The 17,001-nt window shown below is 60.8% G+C and carries 22 protein-coding genes; 14 read left to right on the forward strand and 8 right to left on the reverse strand.

Annotation, left to right across the window (positions count from 1 at the left end):
- On the forward strand, positions 1 to 231 hold a 231-nt coding region (locus C513_RS13330; protein ID WP_018715292.1), incomplete at its 5' end, for an integrase core domain-containing protein.
- 556 nt (positions 232 to 787) lie between these two features.
- Here the strand turns inward: C513_RS13330 and C513_RS0111035 are convergent.
- On the reverse strand, positions 788 to 1,291 hold the full coding sequence (locus C513_RS0111035) for a GNAT family N-acetyltransferase (RefSeq protein ID WP_018716073.1): 504 nt from the start codon (positions 1,289 to 1,291) through the stop codon (positions 788 to 790).
- Between the two features lie 14 nt (positions 1,292 to 1,305).
- Entirely contained in the window at positions 1,306 to 1,992 is a 687-nt protein-coding gene (locus C513_RS0111040) for a cytochrome b/b6 domain-containing protein (protein WP_026320781.1), read from the reverse strand.
- A 137-nt stretch (positions 1,993 to 2,129) separates the two neighbouring features.
- Here C513_RS0111040 and C513_RS0111045 point away from each other — a divergent pair, with 137 nt between their 5' ends.
- Complete coding sequence (locus C513_RS0111045; RefSeq protein ID WP_026320782.1) at positions 2,130 to 2,585, forward strand: c-type cytochrome; 456 nt, start codon at positions 2,130 to 2,132, stop codon at positions 2,583 to 2,585.
- An 8-nt stretch (positions 2,586 to 2,593) separates the two neighbouring features.
- Here the strand turns inward: C513_RS0111045 and C513_RS0111050 are convergent, their stop codons facing one another.
- The gene (locus C513_RS0111050; RefSeq protein ID WP_018716076.1) at positions 2,594 to 3,091 is read right to left on the reverse strand and encodes a TlpA disulfide reductase family protein; all 498 of its coding nucleotides are present in this window, start codon (positions 3,089 to 3,091) and stop codon (positions 2,594 to 2,596) included.
- 244 nt (positions 3,092 to 3,335) lie between these two features.
- Here C513_RS0111050 and C513_RS0111055 point away from each other — a divergent pair, with 244 nt between their 5' ends.
- From C513_RS0111055 to ptsP, 3 genes are read left to right on the forward strand one after another with little or no spacing between them, the layout of a single operon-like run.
- The gene (locus tag C513_RS0111055) at positions 3,336 to 3,803 is read left to right on the forward strand and encodes a PTS sugar transporter subunit IIA (protein WP_018716077.1); all 468 of its coding nucleotides are present in this window, start codon (positions 3,336 to 3,338) and stop codon (positions 3,801 to 3,803) included.
- The gene (locus C513_RS0111060; RefSeq protein WP_026320783.1) at positions 3,772 to 4,041 is read left to right on the forward strand and encodes an HPr family phosphocarrier protein; all 270 of its coding nucleotides are present in this window, start codon (positions 3,772 to 3,774) and stop codon (positions 4,039 to 4,041) included. The genes C513_RS0111055 and C513_RS0111060 overlap by 32 nt, the downstream gene beginning before the upstream one ends.
- 42 nt (positions 4,042 to 4,083) lie before the next feature.
- Positions 4,084 to 5,838 carry a phosphoenolpyruvate--protein phosphotransferase gene (ptsP, locus tag C513_RS0111065; RefSeq protein ID WP_018716079.1) on the forward strand — a complete coding sequence of 585 codons (1,755 nt, stop codon included), beginning with the start codon at positions 4,084 to 4,086 and terminating at the stop codon, positions 5,836 to 5,838.
- Between the two features lie 12 nt (positions 5,839 to 5,850).
- On the opposite strand, the gene speE is transcribed toward ptsP, so the two are convergent.
- The 5 genes from speE to C513_RS0111090 all read right to left on the reverse strand — a co-directional run bounded on the left by speE (position 5,851) and on the right by C513_RS0111090 (position 9,519).
- Positions 5,851 to 6,801 (reverse strand): polyamine aminopropyltransferase, encoded by a 951-nt coding sequence (gene speE, locus C513_RS0111070; protein WP_018716080.1) that lies wholly within the window; start codon positions 6,799 to 6,801, stop codon positions 5,851 to 5,853.
- Positions 6,798 to 7,157, reverse strand: a complete 360-nt coding sequence (speD, locus tag C513_RS0111075; RefSeq protein ID WP_018716081.1) for an adenosylmethionine decarboxylase — start codon at positions 7,155 to 7,157, stop codon at positions 6,798 to 6,800. Before speD ends, speE begins: the two co-directional genes overlap by 4 nt.
- Positions 7,158 to 7,488: 331 nt before the next feature.
- Complete coding sequence (gene lipA, locus C513_RS0111080; protein ID WP_018716082.1) at positions 7,489 to 8,493, reverse strand: lipoyl synthase; 1,005 nt, start codon at positions 8,491 to 8,493, stop codon at positions 7,489 to 7,491.
- Positions 8,494 to 8,559: 66 nt separating this feature from the next.
- Positions 8,560 to 9,234 carry a lipoyl(octanoyl) transferase LipB gene (lipB, locus tag C513_RS0111085; RefSeq protein WP_018716083.1) on the reverse strand — a complete coding sequence of 225 codons (675 nt, stop codon included), beginning with the start codon at positions 9,232 to 9,234 and terminating at the stop codon, positions 8,560 to 8,562.
- On the reverse strand, positions 9,235 to 9,519 hold the full coding sequence (locus C513_RS0111090) for a YbeD family protein (protein WP_018716084.1): 285 nt from the start codon (positions 9,517 to 9,519) through the stop codon (positions 9,235 to 9,237).
- Between the two features lie 281 nt (positions 9,520 to 9,800).
- Between C513_RS0111090 and C513_RS13965 the strand changes: the two genes are divergently transcribed.
- Genes C513_RS13965 through C513_RS0111135 form a run of 9 tightly spaced genes read left to right on the forward strand, consistent with a single transcriptional unit; the run spans position 9,801 to position 16,955 of the window.
- Positions 9,801 to 10,313: an ATP synthase subunit I gene (locus tag C513_RS13965; RefSeq protein WP_026320784.1), complete on the forward strand. Its 513-nt coding sequence runs from the start codon at positions 9,801 to 9,803 to the stop codon at positions 10,311 to 10,313.
- 27 nt (positions 10,314 to 10,340) lie between these two features.
- Complete coding sequence (gene atpB / locus C513_RS0111100) at positions 10,341 to 11,234, forward strand: F0F1 ATP synthase subunit A (protein ID WP_026320785.1); 894 nt, start codon at positions 10,341 to 10,343, stop codon at positions 11,232 to 11,234.
- 54 nt (positions 11,235 to 11,288) lie between these two features.
- Positions 11,289 to 11,534, forward strand: coding sequence for a F0F1 ATP synthase subunit C (atpE, locus tag C513_RS0111105; protein WP_018716087.1), 246 nt, complete (start codon positions 11,289 to 11,291; stop codon positions 11,532 to 11,534).
- Between the two features lie 33 nt (positions 11,535 to 11,567).
- Complete coding sequence (locus tag C513_RS0111110) at positions 11,568 to 12,038, forward strand: F0F1 ATP synthase subunit B (protein ID WP_018716088.1); 471 nt, start codon at positions 11,568 to 11,570, stop codon at positions 12,036 to 12,038.
- A 12-nt stretch (positions 12,039 to 12,050) separates the two neighbouring features.
- Positions 12,051 to 12,581: a F0F1 ATP synthase subunit delta gene (locus C513_RS0111115; protein WP_018716089.1), complete on the forward strand. Its 531-nt coding sequence runs from the start codon at positions 12,051 to 12,053 to the stop codon at positions 12,579 to 12,581.
- Between the two features lie 41 nt (positions 12,582 to 12,622).
- On the forward strand, positions 12,623 to 14,182 hold the full coding sequence (gene atpA, locus C513_RS0111120; protein WP_018716090.1) for a F0F1 ATP synthase subunit alpha: 1,560 nt from the start codon (positions 12,623 to 12,625) through the stop codon (positions 14,180 to 14,182).
- Between the two features lie 15 nt (positions 14,183 to 14,197).
- Entirely contained in the window at positions 14,198 to 15,079 is an 882-nt protein-coding gene (gene atpG, locus C513_RS0111125) for a F0F1 ATP synthase subunit gamma (RefSeq protein ID WP_018716091.1), read from the forward strand.
- Positions 15,080 to 15,103: 24 nt separating this feature from the next.
- Positions 15,104 to 16,525 carry a F0F1 ATP synthase subunit beta gene (gene atpD / locus C513_RS0111130; protein ID WP_018716092.1) on the forward strand — a complete coding sequence of 474 codons (1,422 nt, stop codon included), beginning with the start codon at positions 15,104 to 15,106 and terminating at the stop codon, positions 16,523 to 16,525.
- Positions 16,526 to 16,538: 13 nt separating this feature from the next.
- A complete protein-coding gene (locus tag C513_RS0111135; protein WP_018716093.1) occupies positions 16,539 to 16,955 on the forward strand; it encodes a F0F1 ATP synthase subunit epsilon in 417 nt (138 codons plus the stop codon).
- The last annotated feature ends 46 nt before the right edge of the window (positions 16,956 to 17,001 follow it).

Here is a 17,001-nt window from a genome sequence, read left to right on the forward strand (position 1 = left end):
GACAACGCGCTGGCCGAGACCATCAACGGGCTATACAAGGCCGAACTGATTCATCGCCGGGGCCCCTGGAAGACCAGGGAAGCCGTGGAACTGGCGACCCTGCAATGGGTGCACTGGTTCAACCACGTCCGACTGCTCACGCCGATCGGGGGTATCCCGCCGGCAGAAGCTGAGGCAAACTACTGGAGGCAACTTGCCGACAGCAACACCTTGGCAGAGGTGTCCACTTAAACCAACCAGCCTCCTCGAAACCCGGGGCGGTTCATTCCGCCATTCATCCAAAGATGTCGTGGTGGTCACATTCGACGAGCTGCTGGCCAAACTCAAGGAACTGCATCGCTTGATGTCGGCTGCCGCACCCACGCCAGAGGCGTCGCCCACCGCACCTGAAGAGCCCAACGCAGATTTGTTCTGAGATCGGCAAGCTGAACACAGGCCATGCACTGAGCATCCATGCTTGGGCATGGCTACGCGTGAATTTGTAGGACCGCAACGGATCGAAAGCTGTCATCTTCCCTGGTATTTGCTGTTGTGCTTTGTTTGTTTTGGATGGTGCGCGAAGGAATGGGCTACTATGACAAATAAGTTTGCTGTCTCTAGATGGTTTTCATCGTCTCAGCACGACGTGGCTTACTTTCCCAAGGCTCTCATGTGGCTCCCAGTCCACAACGTCGCATCTCCTGAATGCGGCACGAAACAGAGCTAACCTATTGCCCCGTATATGATTTCAAGTCCCGCGTAATTTGCAGGAAGGGCTTGACGTCGGCCCTTTTTTGTGTCCGTGGCCTTACAGGGCCAGCATCAGGTAATGTGTGCCGGCATGGGGGTTGTAGTAGTAAGGCGGGATTTCGACAAAACCCAGCTCTTCGTACAATGCGCGGGCCGCTTCCATGTCACTGATGGTGTCCAGCAGCACATGCTGGTAGCCGGCCAGACGCGCGGCATCGAGAATGCCCTCGGTCAGGGTGCGGCCCAGGCCAAAGCCACGGAACATCGGGCGCACATAGAGCCGTTTCATTTCTGCGGCGTCAGCGTAGTCGGAGTCGGGCAAGGGGCGCAAGGCGCAGCAGCCGGCAACCGCACCATCCACCAGGGCCAGCAGCAGCGCTCCACCCGGTTCGGCGTAGACGCCTGGAAACTCCGCCATCTCGCGTTCAAAATCCTGGAAGTCCAGTGGTATGTCCAGGCTGTCGGCATACTCCTGCACAACCCGGCGGGCTTCGTCGAGCAGGTGCTCGTCCGTGATGGTGTGCAGGCTGATGGTGGGAGGCGTTTCAGGAAGATCAGGCATGGCGCTACAGGAAACTACAGCAATGGGGATGACAGGGTGCCCAGCCACCAGGCAAAGGCGACACAGAGACAGAGCAACAACAGGGCGAGCAGCCAGCTGGCCGGCTTGTCACGACTGGCGGGCGTATCGGCAGGCAATGGCTTGTCACCGGTGAGCATGGGGGCCATCAGTGTCTTGCCGCGCACCAGGCTCTGGAACAGCACAGCCAGGATGTGCAGGGCCAGCAAGGCCAGTATCAGGTTTTGCCCCCAGAGATGTATGCGGGTAAACCAGCGGCTGCTGTCACTGGACACCCAGGCTGCCAGTGGCCCGGCAAACGCTATATCGTCGCTGCTGAACAGGCCGCTGATGGTCTGCGTCAGCAATGCCAGCAGCATGATGACGACGGACCAGGAGCCGCTGGGACTGTGACCGGCTTCCATGCTGGCAGGGGATTGACCGGAGAGCTGTTGCATCAGTGCAGACAATTGCAGTCGAAGCGATGAAAAGCGCGACCAGCGGCCACCGAGTATGCCCCAGAAGAGGCGGAACAGCAGCAGGCCACACATGGCCTGACCCAGTCGGACATGCCAGTCCATCCAGAGCCCGCCCAGAGTAGCGGTGACAAACATGCCGGTGACCAGCAGCACCAGCAGCCAGTGGAACAAACGGGTAGGAAGATCCCAGATGCGGATCGGGGTGCGTGAAGGGCGTGTAGACATGACAGGTCTTGCAGGCGCTGTCTTGGGCAGCAGATGAATCTTCCACTCTATCACAGGGCTGTGGCTGGCTTATAGTGGAGACGTCTGTCTGTTTTGCCAGCCAGCCTGCCTGACTGGAACAACAAGGAACTGTCTATATGAAACCCGTACCTCATCTGTTGCTGGCCACTGCCCTGCTGCTGGGCAGTGCAGCAGCTCCGGCCCAGCATTTCGCCAAGCCCGAAGATGCCGTCGCCTACCGCCAGAATGCATTCAACCTGATGCAGGCGCATTTTTCGCCCCTGGGGGCCATGGCAAGCGGCAAGAGCCCCCATGATCCTGCGGCAGCCAGACTGCACGCGGATGTGGTGGCCTACCTGGCGCACCTGCCCTGGGCCGGCTTCATTGCGGGTAGTGACCAGGGCGATACCCGCGCCAGACCGGAAATCTGGACCGATTCCAGCCGCTTCCAGCAGGAAGCGGCCGATTTCAGGCAGGCCGCCGCCGAGTTGTCACAGGCGGCGCGCAGCGGAGAGCTGGGTGCGTTGAAAAAGGCCTTCAGTGCCACATCACAGAGCTGCAAGTCCTGTCACGACAGCTTCAGGCGCAAATAGCTCCCGGCTCAGGAGGCCAGCAGCTTTTCGATCAGGCTGTGCAGCTCCTGCTCGTTGGGCGCACCCACATACTGCTTGACGATTTCTCCCTGCTTGTTGAGCAGAAAGGTGGTGGGGGTGATGCTGATATCTCCCCAGGCCTTGGCGTTGTGGCCGGTGTGGTCCAGCGCCACTTCGAAGGGCAGCTTGCGTGACTGCACGAAGTTGTTCACGTACTCGGGCGGATCGTACTGCATGGCCACGGCCACGGTGCGGTAGCCCTGCGCCTGGTACTTCTCGTAGGTCTGGCTCAGCATCGGCATTTCCGCCACGCAGGTGGTGCAGCTGGTGGCCCAGAAGTTGACCAGCGTGACATGGCCCTGCCAGTCGGTGGTGCTTTTCTGGCTGCCGTCGAGCATCAGGTAGCTGGTTTGCGGGGCCGACTTGTTGCTGTTGAGGGAGAAATAGGTGGCAGCCGCCACGCCGGCGATGGCGAGGATGGCCATGAGGCGGAACACGAGTTTCATGGTGCTGAATGGTGGGATACAGGAAGCGGAATCAGTCCGGCTAGTGTAGCGTTTGTGTCGAAACCCGCTGCAATCATGGGAGATAGTGCGCAGCAGTGAAACAGATTGTCACCTATACTGTCAAGCTGGTATCGGGCCGGCAAGCCATGGCCTGATGATGATTTTCCGCCAGTTCCTGCAGCAAGGGGACTGACGCAGCAGTGAACTTTCGACAGGATGAAACACGCCTTTGCGGCGTGACAGCATGAACCAGATTCTGATCGTTGCCCATGAGCCGCTGGCAGACGCGATGCGCCAGTGCGCCCTGCATGTTTTTCCGGATTGTGGCGAACGGGTGCTGGCGCTGGATGTCCCGCCCCAGGAGGCACCGGATGTGACGCAGCAGCGTGCCCTGGAGCTGCTGCAGCGCTCGTCGGCAGATGGCGTGCTGATTCTCACCGATGTCTTCGGCGCCACGCCTTCGAACGTGGTGCAGCATCTGCTGCAATCGGTGCCCCAGGCGACGCACGGCATGCAGGTGCGTGCCCTTACCGGACTGAGCCTGCCGATGCTGCTGCGCGCGACCTGCTATGCGGAACAGGCCCTCGAAGACCTGGTCGAACGTGCCATGGCAGGTGCCCAGCAAGGCATCATGTCCTTTGCCTACACGCCGGTCCAGAATCAGCAACGAGATCTCCCCCATGATTCAGCAAGACATCACCATCAGCAATAGACTGGGTTTGCATGCCCGTGCCTCGGCCAAGCTCACCAAGCTGGCCGGCTCCTTCCCCTGCGAAGTCTGGATGACACGCGGCAGCCGTCGTGTGAATGCCAAGAGCATCATGGGCGTGATGATGCTAGCTGCCGGCATCGGTACCGAAGTCACGCTGGAAACCAGTGGCGAACAGGAGCAGGAAGCGATGGACGCGTTGTTGGCCCTGATCAATGACAAGTTCGGCGAAGGTGAGTAAGCTGGCCGCTGGCGGCAGCATGAGGCAGAGGAGACAGTCAGCATGACGATATCGATCCATGGCATTGGCGTGGGACGTGGCGTCGGCATCGGCCGTGCCGTGGTGATTGCGTCCAGTCGCGCCGATGTCGGGCACTATTTCATCGATGCCGAGCAGGTAGAGGCAGAGATCGCACGCGTGTACGAGGCGCGCGATGCGCTGGTACAGGAAATCCAGCTGCTGCTGGCCACCATGAACAAGGACATGCCCGGCGAAGTGGCGGCGCTGCTCGAGGTGCACATGCTGCTGCTGCAGGATGATGAGCTTTACAGCGGCGTGCGTTACTGGATTGCCGATCGTCTCTACAACGCTGGCTGGGCCTTGTCGACCCAGTTCGAGCGGTTGGCGCGCCAGTTCGATGACATGGATGACCCCTATCTGCGTGAGCGCAAGGCGGATCTGGAACAGGTGATCGAGCGTCTGATCAAGCGCATCGAAGGGGAACAATCGCTGCTGGGCATGCAGAAACCGATGTGCCGCAGCGGTGAATGTCTGGAAGAGGATGCGGCCGATGTGCCGCTGGTGCTGGTGGCGCATGACCTGACACCATCCGACATGCTGCATTTCCGGCAAAGCGTCTTCAAGGGCTTTGTCACCGATGTCGGTGGCAAGACCTCGCACACTGCCATTGTGGCGCGCAGCATGGGCATTCCGGCGATTGTCGGTGCGCGCGGCGCCAGCCGGCTGGTGCAGCAGGACGACTGGATCATCATCGATGGCGATGCCGGTGTGATGCTGGTCAACCCCTCGCCTATCGTGCTGGATGAATACCGCTTCCGCCAGCGCCAGGATGAACTGGAAAAAACGCGCCTGCTGCGCATGCTCAGCACGCCCTCGGTCACGCTGGACGGCCAGAAGGTGGAGCTGCTGGCGAACATCGAGCTGCCGCAGGATACCCAGGCGGCACTGGCTTCAGGCGCGGTCGGGGTCGGCCTGTTCCGCAGCGAATTCCTGTTCATGGGACGCAAGCAGCATCATCCTGACGAAGAAGAACAGTATCGTGCCTACTGTCAGGCGCTGGAAGGCATGAAGGGCTTGCCGCTGACGATACGCACCATCGATGTGGGAGCCGACAAGCCGCTGGATGACAGCGTGCCGGATGCCTCGCACCTGAATCCGGCGCTGGGCTTGCGCGCCATCCGCTGGAGCCTGGCCGAGCCGGCCATGTTCCTGACCCAGCTGCGCGCCATCCTGCGTGCTGCGGCCCTCGGGCGCATTCATGTGCTGATCCCGATGCTGGCCCATGAGCGTGAAATCCGTCAGACCCTGCAGATGCTGGAAACGGCGCGCCAACAACTGGATGACAAGGGCATGGTCTATGGCGAGGTCCTGCTCGGTGCCATGATCGAGGTGCCGGCGGCGGCCCTCACCGCCCGCATGTTCCTCGAATATGTCGACTTCCTGTCGATCGGCACCAATGACCTGATCCAGTACACGCTGGCGATCGACCGTGCCGATGAATCCGTGGCGCATCTGTACGATCCGCTGCACCCGGCGGTGCTGCAGCTGCTGGCGATGACGATCCAGGCCGCGATCGATGCCGGCAAGCCGGTCTCCGTCTGTGGGGAAATGGCCGGCGATACCGGTTTCACGCGGCTGCTGCTGGGTTTGGGCCTGCGCAGTTTTTCCATGCACCCGGCACAGATTCTGGCGGTCAAGCAGGAAATCGTGCGCGCCGATAGCGGCAAACTGAAGGAGTGGGCGCAACAGCTGTTGGCCAGTCGCGATCCGGCCAGCCTGATGCAGGCCGCAGGCTGATCCGGTCCGGTTTCAGGCGCGTGTGACCTGCAGCGGATCGAAGTCTTCGGGCTGCAGGCTGGGATCCTGCAGGGCCAGACCATCGCGGATCGGCTCGGCGGCTTGCGCCAGCAGCGTGCGCAGATAGTTCGGCTGGGCCAGCAGTGCCTGATGCATGGCGCCGTTGTACAGCTGCAGATCGCGCAGTCCCAGCGCGGCAATGCGCTGGTCCACCTCTGCGGCGCTCAGCATGAGCGGGTCGGTGCTGTCCGAGGCCATGGCCATGGCCCATTGGGTGCCGTACAGCGGCACGTACTGCAGGTACGGGCGCACCACCGGGAACACCTCGCGCAGCGAAGCCACAATGCGCGCCAGCGTATCGGGACGGTGAATGGGCGACTGGATATGCAAGGACAGCACGCCGCCCGGCTGCAGGGCGCGGCGGCAGCTGGCATAAAACTCGGTGGTGTAGAGTTGCACTGCCGGGCCAAACGGATCGGTCAGATCCAGCACGATCTGGTCGAAGTGTTCCTCGCACTGCTCGACAAAGGCACGGCCATCGCCCAGACGGATCTCCAGACGCGGATCGTCAAAAGCACCACGATGGATCTGCGGCAGCCACGCGCGTGCCATGTCGATCACCTCGCTGTCCAGCTCGGCCAGCACCACGCGCTGCATTTCCGGGTACTTCAGCAGCTCCTCGATCGCACCGCCATCGCCACCGCCGATCACCAGGGCCGAACGCGGGCTACCCAATGACACTGCCGGCAGGTGGATCATCGGCTCGTGGTAGAAGAACTCGTCACGTTCGGAGGTCATGAAGCAGCCGTCGATGCGCATGGCGCGACCGAACAGCGGCGTTTCCAGGATCTCGATATGCTGCATCTCGGAACGCTGCTCGGCCAGCAGCCGGTTGGCGCGCAGATAAAAGCCGAAATCGGCTGTCAGCTGCTCCAGCGCAAAGCGGTCGGCAGGGGGCTTCATGCGCGTACCACGCGATGCAGATGCGGGTCTTCCGGATCAAAGGCGTCCATCATCGTCTTGAACAGGGCTTCGGCCTTGGCGCTGTTGTCGCAGGCATAGCTGCAGACATAGACGTCGAGTGTCACGTAGCCGTCTTCCGGCCAGGTGTGCAGTGACAAGTGCGATTCCGCCAGCACGACCACGCCGGTCACGCCGCTGTCTTCACCAAAGCTGTGGAACAGGCTGCCCACGGTGGTCAGGCCGGCATCGGCGACGGCCTGCTTGCAGAAGGCTTCCAGATAGGCGGCATCCGTCATCAGGCGCGGATCGCTGTCACAGCCGTACAGATCGCCAATCAGGTGCAGGCCGGCAGCCATGCGCGGCACGTCCTGTGCAGCACGGCGCTGTTTGGGAAGAATGGAATGGGTTGAAGCTTGCAATGGCATCTCCACAAGGGGGTGGCAACAAGGCCATGAAAAAGGGATCTTCATGGTGTCGAGCAGCAGGCATCCGGATAGGGATGCGGGTGCTGACTGAAGTCCGCCGCTGATACTGCCTGGCACTGGCGTCCGAAGAACAGCAACGAAAGATGCTCCGACCGCGGGCCGGAGGGGTAACAATTATAGCCTGAATGATTTAATTTGGCAAGCGCGTTCGGCCTGCCATCGTACATGGCGAAATGTTTCGCCCTGTACGTCCCGATCCGGTTCAGACACCAGCGGCGTGTGCCTGCTGGTCGGCGTGATAGCTGGAGCGTACCAGCGCGCCCACGGCGGCGTGGCTGAAGCCCATTTCCTTCGCCTTTTCCTCGAACATCTTGAAGGTGTCCGGGTGCACATAACGGCGTACCGGCAGGTGGCTGGTGCTGGGTGCCAGGTACTGGCCGATGGTCAGCATGTCGATATCGTGGGCGCGCATGTCGCGCATTACCTCGAGGATTTCCTCGTCGGTTTCGCCCAGACCCACCATCAGGCCGCTCTTGGTCGGGATATGCGGGAACAGCGCCTTGAATTTCTTCAGCAGGTTCAGGCTGAACTGGTAGTCGCTGCCCGGCCGGGCCTGCTTGTACAGGCGCGGCACCGTTTCGAGGTTGTGGTTCATCACGTCCGGCGGTGCCGCCTTCAGGATGTCCAGCGCCCGGTCATCGCGGCCACGGAAATCGGGTACCAGCACTTCGATCTGGGTCGCGGGAGACAACTCGCGTGTGCGGCGGATGCAGTCCACATAATGCTGGGCACCGCCATCACGCAGATCATCACGGTCCACGCTGGTGATCACCACGTATTTCAGCTTGAGCGCGGCAATCGTCTTCGCCAGGTTTTCCGGCTCGTTCACGTCCAGCGGATCGGGGCGGCCGTGGCCGACATCGCAGAACGGGCAGCGGCGCGTGCACTTGTCCCCCATGATCATGAAGGTGGCCGTGCCGTGGCCAAAGCATTCGCCGATGTTCGGGCAGGAGGCTTCTTCGCACACCGTCACCAGCTTGTTCTGGCGCAGGATATCCTTGATTTCGTAGAAGCGCGTACTCGGACTGCCGGCCTTGACGCGAATCCATTCCGGCTTGCGCAGGATCTCGTGCTGCTCCACCTTCACCGGAATGCGCGACAGCTTGGCGGCGGCCTTCTGCTTGGCCAGCGGGTTGTAGGAGGCAAGGTCCTGCGCTTCACGCACGACGGGATTGCTGCTGTGGGATTCGGGTGTTTTGGGGTTCATGGCAGAAGGCAGACGAAAAACAGTGGTGCAAGTGTAGCCGCAGGACGCTTGCTGCGCAGGCAGAAATCAGGAGCCCAGACGGCGCGCAAGCGCATTGCCCAGGCGGTCGGCAGCTTCTTGCCAGCTGGTGCGGATGCCGCAATAGGCCAGGTCAATGGTCTGCAGACCGCTATAGCCGCAGGGGTTGATGCGCTGGTAGGGTTCCAGATCCATGTCCACGTTCAGCGCCACGCCATGGTAGCTGCAGTGGCGGCTGACCTTGATGCCGAGCGCGGCGATCTTGCCCAGATTGCGGAACTCCTGTCCGGGCGCGCGCGGTTCGTTGAGGGCAGCGTGGCTGAACGGATCATCCAGCCGCACATAGATGCCGGGCGCACCGGCCACGCGATGGCCGGTGACGCCGTAGTCGGACAGCGTACGCAGCACAGCCTCCTCGATGCGGTAGACCAGTTCCTTGACGAAGTAGCCGGCGCGCTGCAGGTCGAGCAGCGGGTAGGCCACGACCTGCCCCGGTCCGTGATAGGTCACCTGACCACCACGATTGCTCTGCACTACCGGGATAGTGCCAGGCAGCAACACATGTTCGGCCTTACCGGCCAGGCCTTGTGTAAACACCGGTGGATGCTCGCACAGCCAGAGCTGGTCCGGCGTGGTGGCATCACGCGTCTCGGTGAAGGCGCGCATCTCGTCGTATGCCGTGGCGTAATCGAGTACGCCACGTTGCAGGATCCGGATCGTCACTTACAGCACCACCTTGGAGCGCGGATGACTGGTCAGTGCCCGGTAGAGGTCGTCCAGCTGCTGCTGGCTGACCGCCTGTACCGTGATCGTGATGCCGATATAGCGGCCGGTGCTGCTCGGACGCAGCTCGCAACTGGTCTCGTCGTAGTCCGGGTCGAACTGGCGGGCGATTGCGTGGATCTCGGCAATGTACTCCTCGGCGTGCTCGCCCATCACCTTGATGGGAAAGGCGCAGGGAAACTCGATCAGGGATTCCCGAGTGGCTTGTTGGGGATTGTCGGTCATGCTGTGTGTATCCGGTGACTGGGCAAATGCCCGCAGGGCTCCGGGCTGGAGTCCTCGTATGCAACATATGGGTACATTGTGGCCCTTTTGCAAGAGAATGTCGCGCCACGGCAGTACATGGCATGGGGTCAAGCTACTGCAGCAAAACGCTGCAACTGACGGAAAATAAAGCGTGTGTCTGTCAAAAAATGCGCATCAACTGGTCATATGGCGTGTTGCTGCGTATAATGCGCCGGAGTTCGTGTGTGCCCAACTGTGTGTGCGGGTAGCGGATTGTAAAAATGAAGCAGTACCCCGTAAACACCACCACGTACGACGACGCACCAGAGGAAGACGAGGTCATTCCCTGGACCGCAGAGCAGGCCGAGGCCTGGCGTCATGCCAATCCCGCACCGTCCTTGTGGCAGATGTGGAAAGTGCAGGCGTATGTGGGGCTGGTGCTAGTTGTTGCAAGTGGAGTGGTGCAAATGCTGGCAGGATGGACTCCTGCCGTGGTGTTGTCGGCTGCCTATGGGGTGCTGGCAGCACTGCTGCCATCGGCGCTGGCCATCGCAGGCATGCTGCGAGGTCGACGCCGGCAGGAGCAGGCCGGGATCCGGCTGGGTGCCGGCTTCGGCTTTGCATCGGTGCTGGCCTGGGAGGGTGTGAAGGTCATGCTGACCATCGTGCTGCTGGCGCTGGCGCCGCTGCTGATGGGGGAGCACATGAACTGGCTGGCAATGCTGGCAGGATTTGTAGTGACGCTGAAGGCCTACTGGCTCGCATGGATGCGTACCAGAAGCGTGGCGCACTGAAGAATTTTGTTTTTGGGATTGATCGATATGGCTGGAAACGTAGAGCAAGCGGTGAACCACGGCCCCACGGCAAGTGAGTACATCGTCCACCACCTGCAGCACATGCAGTACAACTTCAACCTCGAGGCGGTCAAGCAGACCAAAATCGTGGATTTCAGCCTGTTCAATGCAGACTCCCTGATCTGGTCCATCCTGATGGGTGTGCTGGGCTGCTGGCTGCTGTGGCTGGGTGCCCGCAAGGCGACCTCCGGTGTTCCGGGTCGCTTCCAGGCTGCCGTTGAGGTGATGGCCGAAATGGTCGAGAACCAGGCCAAGGGCGTGATCCATAACGCCAAGAGCCGCAAGCTGATTTCCCCCCTGGCACTGACCGTGTTTGTCTGGATCTTCCTGATGAACGCGCTGGACCTGCTGCCGGTGGACCTGGTTCCCGAGATGTGGGCGCGCAGCTATGCCGCTGCCGGCCATGATCCGCACCATGCCTATATGCGTATCGTCCCGACCGCCGACCTGTCCACGACGCTGGGTCTGTCGGTTGGTGTGCTGCTGGTCTGCCTGTTCTACAACATCAAGATCAAGGGTCTGGGTGGCTGGGCGCATGAGCTCGTGGCAGCCCCCTTCGGCAACCATCCGCTGCTGTACCCGATCAACTTCCTGATGCAGGTCATCGAGTATGTTGCCAAGACCGTTTCTCACGGTATGCGACTGTTCGGTAACATGTTTGCAGGCGAGCTGGTGTTCATGCTGATTGCCCTGATGGGTGGTGCATGGGCGCTGAGCGGTACGGGCATCGGTCTGGCCATCGGTCATATCATTGCAGGTTCGGTGTGGGCCATCTTCCACATCCTGATCATTACGCTGCAGGCATTCATCTTCATGATGCTGACGCTGATCTATACCGGTCAGGCGCACGAAGCACACTGATCGCAATTTCAACTGGTTTTCTTTTACTTTTCCACCAACCTTTAGGAGCTTTTCATGGAAAACATTCTCGGCCTCGTTGCACTGGCTTGTGGTCTGATCGTCGGTCTGGGTGCTGTTGGCGCCTCTATCGGCATTGCACTGATGGGCGGCAAGTTCCTCGAATCTTCCGCACGCCAGCCTGAGCTGATCAACGAACTGCAGACCAAGATGTTCATTCTGGCTGGTCTGATCGACGCGGCTTTCCTGATTGGTGTTGCTATCGCCCTGCTGTTCGCATTCGCCAACCCCTTCGCCATCTAATTCTGTTACCTTTCATGACCGAAAGGGGGTAACATGAATATCAATGCAACATTGGTCCTGCAGGCCATTGTCTTTGCGATCCTGGTGTGGTTCACGATGAAGTTCGTGTGGCCTCCGATCACGAAGGCGCTGGACGAGCGGGCGCAAAAGATTGCCGACGGACTGGCTGCGGCTGACAAGGCCAAGGCTGATCTGGCGGACATGAACAAGAAGGTCGAAGCGGAACTGTCCACCTCTCGCAATGAGGCGGCTGCCCGCATGGCCGATGCCGATCGTCGCGCGCAAGCCATGGTGGAAGAAGCCAAGGCCCGTGCCACCGAAGAAGGCAACAAGATCATTGCAGCCGCACAGGCAGAAGCCCAGCAGCAGGTTGTTCGCGCACGCGAAGAACTGCGCGAGCAGGTGGCTGCCCTGGCCGTCAAGGGCGCCGAGCAGATCCTCCGCAAGGAAGTGAATGCTGGCGTGCATGCTGAACTGCTCAACCGCCTCAAGGCTGAGCTCTGATAAAGGAAGAACATGGCTGAACTTGCAACCATTGCTCGTCCTTATGCTCAGGCCTTGTTCGACGCAAGTGCCGGCAAGCTGGATGAGACTGCCCAGTGGGTGGGCCAGCTTGCTGCGGTAGCTGGCAATGCCGAGCTGCTGCAGGTGGCCGACAGCCCCAAAGTGCACGGCTCGCAGCTGTTCGAGCTGATTGCAGGTTTGCTGCCGGCAGCCTTGCCCGAAGCAGGCAAGAACTTCCTGCGCCTGGTATTGGACAACGGCCGCCTGGCGGCCTTGCCCGAAATCGCCAGCCAGTTCGAGTCGCTGAAAAATGCTGCCACTGGGGCGGCAGATGCCGTGATCTACAGCGCCTTCCCGATGGAAGGTGCCGAACTCGCAGATCTGATGGCGCTGCTGGAAAAGCGCTTTGGCACCAAGCTCCAGCCGACTGTGGTCGTGGACCAGGAGCTGATTGGCGGCGTGCGCGTTGTCGTGGGTGACGAAGTGCTCGACACCTCCGTCAAGGCCCGTATTGAACAAATGAAACAGGCGCTGACTGCGTAAGCGGGCCGGGTCTGAGGCAATTAAGGAAGAAGGAAAGAGTCATGCAACTCAATCCCGCAGAGATTTCTGAACAAATCAAAAGCCGCATCCAGGGTCTGGTGGGCACTGCCAACATCCGCAACGAAGGTACCGTTATCTCCGTTGCTGACGGCATTTGCCGCGTGTATGGCCTGTCTGATGCGATGCAGGGTGAAATGCTGGAGTTCCCGGCAGCCCCCGATGGCACCCCGACTTTCGGTCTGGCGCTCAACCTTGAGCGTGACTCCGTTGGCGCGGTGATTCTGGGTGCCTACGAGCACATCTCCGAAGGCGATACCGTGAAGTGCACGAGCCGCATTCTGGAAGTGCCGGTGGGTCCAGAACTGATTGGCCGCGTGGTCAACGCGCTGGGCGAGCCGATCGACGGCAAGGGCCCGATCGACGCCAAGATGACGGACGTGATCGAAAAGGTGGCTCCGGGCGTGATCGCACGTAAATCCGTGGACCAGCCGGTGCAGACCGGCCTGAAGTCGATCGACTCCATGGTGCCGATCGGCCGTGGCCAGCGCGAGCTGATCATTGGTGACCGTCAGACCGGCAAGACTGCCGTGGCCATCGACGCGATCATCAACCAGAAGGGTCAGAACATGACCTGCGTGTACGTGGCCATCGGTCAGAAGGCTTCGTCCATCAAGAACGTGGTGCGTGCGCTGGAGCGTGCGGGTGCCATGGACTACACCATCGTGGTCGCCGCTTCCGCCTCCGAATCTGCAGCCATGCAGTACGTGAGCGCCTACGCCGGTTGCACCATGGGCGAATACTTCCGCGATCGCGGCCAGGACGCCCTGATCATTTATGACGACCTGTCCAAGCAGGCCGTGGCCTACCGTCAGGTATCGCTGCTGCTGCGTCGTCCGCCGGGCCGTGAAGCCTACCCGGGTGACGTGTTCTACCTGCACAGCCGCCTGCTGGAGCGCGCAGCCCGCGTGAACGCCGACTACGTGGCAGAGTTCACCAAGGGTGAAGTGACTGGCAAGACTGGCTCCCTGACGGCACTGCCGATCATCGAGACGCAAGCTGGTGACGTGTCCGCATTCGTTCCGACCAACGTGATTTCCATTACCGACGGTCAGATCTTCCTTGAAACCAGCCTGTTCAACGCCGGTATCCGTCCCGCCATTAACGCCGGTATCTCCGTGTCCCGCGTGGGTGGTTCTGCACAGACCAAGCTGATCAAGGGCCTGTCCGGTGGTATCCGTACCGACCTGGCACAGTACCGTGAGCTGGCTGCGTTCGCGCAGTTCGCGTCTGACCTGGACGAAGCTACCCGCAAGCAGCTGGACCGCGGTGCCCGCGTGACCGAACTGCTGAAGCAGACCCAGTACAGCCCGCAGCCGGTGAGCCTGATGGGTGCCACGCTGTTCGCAGTGAACAAGGGTTACCTGGATGACATCGATGTCAAGAAGGTTCTGGCTTTCGAAGCCGGTTTGCATGCACACCTGAAGGACAAGAATGCAGCCCTGCTGCAGCGTCTGGAAGACAACAAGGCTTTCGACAAGGAAGGCAAGGACGAGGCCGAGCTGGCCGACGCCATCGCTGCCTTCAAGAAGTCCTTCGCGTGATCACGGGAGAGCAACGTGGCAGCAGGTAAGGAAATTCGCGGCAAGATCGCTTCGGTAGAAAATACCAAGAAGATCACCAAGGCCATGGAAATGGTGGCCGCATCCAAGATGCGCAAGGCGCAGGATCGCATGCACGCGGCTCGTCCGTACAGCGAAAAAGTCCGGGACATTGCTGCCAACCTTGGTGCCGCTAACCCGGAATACGTTCACCCCTTCATGGTCAAGAACGACGATGCCAAGGCCGTAGGCCTGATCGTCGTGACGACCGACAAGGGTCTGTGCGGTGGCATGAACACCAACGTGCTGCGCAGTGTGACCAACAAGATCCGTGAGAATCAGGACGCTCGTATCGAGACGCGTGCCGTGGCCATTGGCAACAAGGGCTTCAGCTTCCTGAACCGCATGGGTGCCAAGGTCGTGGCCAACACGATCCAGCTGGGCGATACGCCACAACTGGAGAAGCTGATCGGCCCGGTCAAGGTACTGCTCGATGCCTATGCCAATGGTGAACTGAGCGCGGTGTACATCGGCTACACCCGTTTCATCAACACCATGCGTCAGGAACCGGTGCTGGAACCTCTGCTGCCCTTGTCCCAGAGCAAGATGGCAGAAGAGACGATGGCCAGTGGCAAGTCCCAGAACTGGGACTACATCTACGAGCCCGATGCACAGTCCGTGATCGACGATCTGCTGGTCCGCTATGTGGAAGCGCTGGTGCTGCAGTCCGTAGCCGAAAACATGGCGTCCGAGCAATCGGCGCGCATGGTGGCCATGAAGGCCGCTACCGACAACGCAGGCAATGTGATTCACGAGCTGAAGCTGGTCTACAACAAGACCCGCCAGGCTGCGATTACGACAGAGCTGTCGGAAATCGTGGCTGGTGCCGCAGCGGTGTAACCCTAGAAATTATTGGAGCAAAAAATGGCTCAAGAAAATCAAGTACAAGGCAAGATCGTGCAGTGTATCGGCGCCGTCGTTGACGTCGAGTTCCCGCGCGACCAGATGCCGAAGGTCTACGACGCCCTGAAGATGGACGGCTCTGCCCTGACCCTGGAAGTGCAACAGCAGCTGGGTGACGGCGTGGTGCGTACCATTGCCCTGGGTTCTTCCGACGGTCTGCGTCGCGGCATGGAGGTGTACAACACCAAGGCCCCGATCACCGTTCCGGTCGGTCCCGCTACCCTGGGCCGCATCATGGACGTGCTGGGTCAGCCGATCGACGAGCGTGGTCCCGTTGATCAGGCGAAAACTGCTTCCATCCACCGCAAGGCTCCCGAATACGACGAGCTGAGCCCCTCGCAGGAACTGCTGGAAACCGGCATCAAGGTGATTGACCTGGTGTGCCCGTTTGCCAAGGGCGGCAAGGTGGGTCTGTTCGGTGGTGCCGGTGTGGGCAAGACCGTGAACATGATGGAGCTGATCAACAACATCGCCAAGGCACACAGCGGTCTGTCCGTGTTTGCCGGCGTGGGTGAGCGTACCCGTGAAGGTAACGACTTCTACCACGAGATGGCCGATTCCGGCGTGGTGAACCTGGAGAACCTGGGCGAGTCCAAGGTAGCCATGGTGTACGGCCAGATGAACGAACCCCCGGGCAACCGTCTGCGCGTGGCGCTGACCGGTCTGACCATGGCCGAGTCCTTCCGTGACGAAGGCCGTGACGTGCTGTTCTTCGTGGACAACATCTATCGCTACACGCTGGCCGGTACCGAAGTGTCCGCACTGCTGGGCCGTATGCCTTCCGCCGTGGGCTACCAGCCGACGCTGGCCGAGGAAATGGGCCGTCTGCAAGAGCGTATTACCTCGACCAAGGTGGGTTCCATTACCTCCATCCAGGCCGTGTACGTTCCCGCGGACGACCTGACCGACCCGTCTCCTGCCACGACCTTCGCCCACCTGGACTCCACCGTGGTGCTGAGCCGTGACATTGCTGCCCTGGGTATCTACCCGGCCGTGGACCCGCTGGACTCCACCAGCCGTCAGCTGGACCCGATGGTCGTCGGCGAAGAGCACTACAAGGTGGCCCGTGCTGTGCAGGGTACCCTGCAGCGCTACAAGGAACTGCGTGACATCATCGCGATTCTGGGCATGGACGAACTGGCTCCGGAAGACAAGCTGAGCGTGGCTCGTGCGCGCAAGATCCAGCGTTTCCTGTCCCAGCCGTTCCACGTGGCCGAAGTGTTCACGGGTTCTCCGGGCAAGTATGTGCCGCTGGCAGAAACCATCCGCGGTTTCAAGATGATCGTGGACGGCGAATGCGACCACATGCCGGAGCAGGCCTTCTACATGGTCGGTACCATCGACGAAGCCATCGAAAAAGCCAAGAAGCTGGCCGCTGGTTGATAAGGGGTAGCACATGAACACCCTGCAAGTGAATGTGGTCAGCGCGGAAGAGTCGATCTATTCCGGTCGCGCACGCTTCGTGGCCCTGCCGGGTGAAAGCGGTGAGTTGGGGATCTATCCCCGCCACACGCCGCTGATCACCCGCATCAAGCCCGGTACCGTGCGCATCCAGGACGAGAATGGCGACGAGCAGCTGATCTTCGTGGCGGGTGGCATCCTCGAAGTGCAACCCAATGTGGTCACTGTCCTGTCCGATACCGCCATCCGCGGCAAGGATCTGGACGAGAGCAAGGCCCTGGCGGCCCAGAAGGAAGCTGAAGAAGCCCTGAAGAGCGCCAAGACCGAGTTCGACGTGGCCCTGGCACAGTCCGAGCTGGCCATCATGGCTGCTCAGCTGGCTGCCCTGCGCAAGTACCGCCAGAAGCGCTGATGCAGCATCAGCACTCAACCGGGTAACCGGAGGCAAGAAATCCCCT

The sequence above is a fragment of the Allobrachymonas chironomi DSM 19884 genome (genome assembly GCF_000374625.1).
Taxonomy (GTDB): domain Bacteria; phylum Pseudomonadota; class Gammaproteobacteria; order Burkholderiales; family Burkholderiaceae_C; genus Brachymonas; species Brachymonas chironomi.